This is a genomic window from uncultured Phenylobacterium sp., assembly GCF_902826855.1.
Lineage (GTDB): Bacteria > Pseudomonadota > Alphaproteobacteria > Caulobacterales > Caulobacteraceae > Phenylobacterium.
Map to the genome: position 1 here is coordinate 1 of NZ_CADEGK010000326.1, position 3,078 is coordinate 3,078.

Here is a 3,078-nt window from a genome sequence, read left to right on the forward strand (position 1 = left end):
CACCCTCGTCCTCGTCGCCGCCTTCGGTTCCGCTGGCCTTGGTCTCTGAACTCCCCACCACAACCAGCACCGGATGAGGGCCCCTTGCGGGCCCTTTTTCGTGGCTATTTCTTCTTGGTCTTGGGCGGCTTCGGCAGGGCCCAGCCAGCGCCGGCGCCCAGGGGGAGATCGCGCATCACCGTCTCGATGGCGTGGATCTGGCCGGCCTCGACCTTGAACAGTTCGGCGATCAGGATGCTGCGCGGCTCGCGCTTCACCGTCGCGCTTCGGCTGCCCACGGGCGCGGGATAGGTCCCGCCGGGGATATCCAGGACCGCGAGCGCCCAGATCAGGCCGCGCTCCTCATCGACCAGCGGCATACGCCGGTCACGCACGCGCTCGATGTAGGCGAGCTGCGAGAACGCCGTGCAGCCCTCCTGCGCCTCGCCCGGCAGGTTGGTGGTCTTGACCCCATTCTCACAACGGTCGCAGCCGGGGGCGGCGGGGACGTTGCTCCCGGTCTCGGCCTCGACGCCGTCGAAATAGGCGGTGGCCGCGGCGATCATCGCTTCGCGTGGGGTGCGGCGCTCGGGGGGAAGGACCTGGTCCCACGCCGCCTGGCCGGTCATGGTCTGTGGAGAGAACAGCGATGCCTCGCCGCGACGGGTGACGATGCTCTCGGCCTCGATGACCCGGTCGCCCTTCAACCTCAGGCGCAGGGCGAAGATCTCCGGCCCGCCGGCTGCCTCGGCCGCGCCGTGGACGCCTACCGCCCCGGCCGCCGGCTCGAAGAAGGCGTGGGTGTAGGTCACCTTGCGGATGGCGTGAAGCTGACTGTCGGCCAGGCGGATGTCGCGGCCGTTCTCGGTGATGCGTACGCCCTTCAACACCTTGGTCGGCGCACCCGATTGGAAAGCGGCCAGCACGGCGTCCGTAGTCGCCGCCACGCAGGACCGGTCGCAATCCTTCGCGGACGCCGGGCTCGCGAGCCCCAGCCCCACGCCCGCCAGCACCAGTCCCGCCAGCACCATCCTGCGCATGCGCATCCCTTCAACCGTTCCCGGGCGAGGTTAGCAGAGCCGCCGCGCCAGGCGAGGGTGCGACATTCCGTCCACGCGAGCGTCCCGGCTCGGAGGTCGCGCGTAGTACCGTTATCGGCGCACGGGGGTGGGCCGTTGTCGACGGGGGGTCGACGGACGGATGGGACGCACGGTCCATGACATCGCAGCGAGGCTGCGGGGGCGATCCGTCGCCCCGGCCGGCGCGTGGGCGGTCCGTCCCGCGCGGCTCCGCCATCCCGACACAGAGGGTCGTGCGGGGTCCGCGGCTTCAGCCTGGCGCCACCATAGGTGGGTGTTCTCCGCAGACGCCGCCGGCCCGCCCGCGCCTGTGTTCTCTTGGCGGGAGTCTTGCATTGCGACCCTCGTAGTCGCGGACCATGGTCCAGCTTGGACACGGTCTTGCGGCTCGGCCGGCGCCTGTACGCCGGCCTCGCGAGGAGTACGGAAGATGCCGGCGCGGCTGGAAATGCTCGCCAATTTCGACAGACTTGCAAGGAGCGACATCGCCGGCTTGCGCACGTCCATCGCTGCCCAGCGCCGTCGACCCAAAGCGAGACATAGCGTCGCGCATCACGTCGACTTAACGACTCTGTGGCTGAATTGGGGCACCTACACCGTAGGCGGAGGTCCGTGGGGATCGACGCCTGGTTGTGCAGCTAGGGTAAACAGGCAATTGCGCCTTCACACGATCAGGTCGACCGGTTCCTGCCATCGCGGGGCGCGCCGCCCATGAGCGACAGTACGATGCGTACGGGGCGAATGTCCCGGCGGGGGCGTCTGCTCAACGCTGCAGCCTGGCTATGGCCGCAGCCCCTCCTGGATGGCGCGGCCCGGCGCGGGGCCGGCGCGGCGATGATCGCTTGGCTGTGGCCGCAGCCGCGTGGGGATGAGGATCGCAGCGCCGCCTGGCTGCGCACCAGGCTGGCCTGGCTGTGGCCGAGCGCGCTGAACGACGAGAAATTCGGCCACCGCCACTGGGGTCCGTTGGGTGCCGTGGTCGGTTGGATCTGGCCCAGCACGCTCGACTTCGCCCTCGCGCGCTGGTGGCAGAACAGCTGGCTGTGGAGTTGGATGTGGCCTGGCCGCACCATGGGCCCGGACGGTGAGATTTGCGCGCTGGCGCCCTGGCACGCGGCGGTGCGGCCGGAGGTCTGTCCGGGCGAGCCCTGGCATCGCAAGGCCAGCCGCCACGGCGGCGTGGTGTTCATGATGCTCTCCGCCTCGGCGATCGCGGCGCCCACATTCATGGAGACGGCCGGCGGCGACATGTTCGGCGGGCGCCTGAGCCTGTTCAAGGGCGAGCCTGCCGACCAGGGCGGCGGCGGAGCTGGCGGGGCCGGCGGCGCGGGTTCCACCCAGCCGGGCGGCCTCGGCGCAGGGGGCGATGGCGGCGGCGGTGCTGGTGGTGGCGGCGGCGTTTCGCCGACCCCGGACCAGGGAACCGACGTGTCTCAGGGCCCTGGGACCACGACCCCCGGCGACCAGCAGGACCCTGGTGGCGAAACCGGCGGACCGCCCTCCGGCGACGGCGGTGGACTCACCTTCCTCGACCCCCCGCCAGGCGAAGGCGCCTTCCCGCTCGGCCCCGACAATGGTCTCGGTGGACTGGGCGGCCTGGGCGGCGGCGGCTTCGGTGGCGGCGGCGGTGGGGCCGGTGGCTCCGGCGGTGGCGGTGGCGGTGGCGTTGGCGGCGGCGAAGGCGGCGGCCAAGGTGGCGGCGAAGGTGGCGGCGAAGGTGGCACGGGCCCGACCGACGGCGATCCCGCCCCAGGTGAGGGGGACCCGTTGGCGCCTCCGGGCCAGCCCGGTCCTTCGGCGCCTCCGAGGGACAATCCGATCCTGCCGAACTTCCCGCCCGGCGGCACGCCGCCGACGGAGGGGACTGATACCGGCGTGGGCGGCCCCGGCGGCCCGGGCGGCGATGGCCCCGGAGGCGGTGGCCCGACCGGAGGCGGACCGGACCTTCCGACGTTCCCGCTGGACCCGCCTGGCGGCGGCGGACCGAATGGCGGCGGCCCTGAAAACCCCACCGCAGGCG

General features: G+C 72.1%; 1 protein-coding gene and 1 pseudogene. One reads left to right on the forward strand and one right to left on the reverse strand.

Annotation, left to right across the window (positions count from 1 at the left end):
• Positions 1-104: 104 nt before the first annotated feature.
• The gene (locus QZV94_RS24225) at positions 105-1,025 is read right to left on the reverse strand and encodes a hypothetical protein (protein ID WP_293682921.1); all 921 of its coding nucleotides are present in this window, start codon (positions 1,023-1,025) and stop codon (positions 105-107) included.
• Between the two features lie 744 nt (positions 1,026-1,769).
• Between QZV94_RS24225 and QZV94_RS24230 the strand changes: the two are divergent.
• A pseudogene (locus QZV94_RS24230) lies at positions 1,770-3,078 on the forward strand (hypothetical protein); the annotation flags it as partial.